Origin of the sequence: Bartonella sp. MU70NMGDW (assembly GCF_042194085.1) — a bacterium.
Taxonomy (GTDB): Bacteria; Pseudomonadota; Alphaproteobacteria; order Rhizobiales; family Rhizobiaceae; genus Bartonella; species Bartonella grahamii.
The window spans coordinates 1-939 of record NZ_JBHIMK010000454.1 but is presented as its reverse complement, the minus strand read 5'-3'; the positions used below and the strand labels follow the sequence as shown (position 1 = coordinate 939).

The window sequence follows — 939 nt, the reverse complement described above, 5'->3', positions numbered from 1 at the left end:
TTGGTATTTGTGCCATTTTGATTATTGGATTGCCACCTTTTTCTGGTTTTGTTGCTAAACTTATGATGTTCATGGCAGTTTTAAACCATAGTAGAGAGGATTTTTTTGCCTCTCTTCCGGTTTATCACGATTGGCTTTTTGTGGTTTTTGTTACCCTCTCTGGTTTTGCAGCTTTGATTGCACTGACACGAACGGGGATTCGAACTTTTTGGGTTTCTCTTGAAGGTCGCGTTCCCCGTGTGCAGGTGATAGAATTTGCACCTATTGCTGTTCTTCTTGCTTTGTGTTTTCTTATAACAATTGTAGCCGGTCCTGTTAGTCATTATATGTCTGAAACTGCTAAGACTTTGTATGAACCTCAGAATTATATTGGGAGCGTTTTAACGGATTTTTCTCTCGAAAAGAGGGAGATGAATAAATGAATCGTTTTTGTCCTTCTCTTTTTTTCAGTGGTGTCATTGTCCTTATGTGGCTTATTTTAAATGGTTTTAGTTTAGGGCAATTGCTTTTAGCCATTATAACCGCTTTGTTTTGTGGTTGGATGATACGGCTCCTTGAACCGGAGAAGGTTGCTATTAAAAGTTGGAGTGCGGTTTTTCGTCTTATTTTTCGAGTCTTAATAGATTCTATATCCTCAAATATCTCGGTCGCTTGGTTTGTTTTAACAAAAAGGTCTCGAAAACAGCGATCTGGCTTTATTGTAGTGCCTCTTCTGCTTCATAATCGCACTGCTTTGGCTATTTTAGCGTGCATCCTTTCGGCAACTCCTGGAACGGCTTGGGTTGCCTATAATAGTAAAAAGGGTGAGCTTTTGCTCCATGTCTTAAATTTAAAAAAAGGATATAATTATCAACGATTGATAAAACAACGGTATGAGCAATTACTTTTGGAGATTTTCTTATGAGTATGGTGATCCTTTATTGGGGGCTTTTCTTTTCA

Annotated in this window: 1 protein-coding gene and 1 pseudogene; both read left to right on the top strand. The window is 38.2% G+C overall.

Going from position 1 to position 939, the window contains the following annotated elements; all coding sequences use genetic code 11:
- Positions 1–422 (top strand): annotated as a pseudogene (locus ACFIKE_RS11585) (cation:proton antiporter); the annotation flags it as partial.
- Positions 419–904, top strand: a complete 486-nt coding sequence (locus ACFIKE_RS11580; RefSeq protein ID WP_375625541.1) for a Na+/H+ antiporter subunit E — start codon at positions 419–421, stop codon at positions 902–904. The pseudogene ACFIKE_RS11585 and the gene ACFIKE_RS11580, both read left to right, overlap by 4 nt.
- Positions 905–939 lie beyond the last annotated feature (35 nt).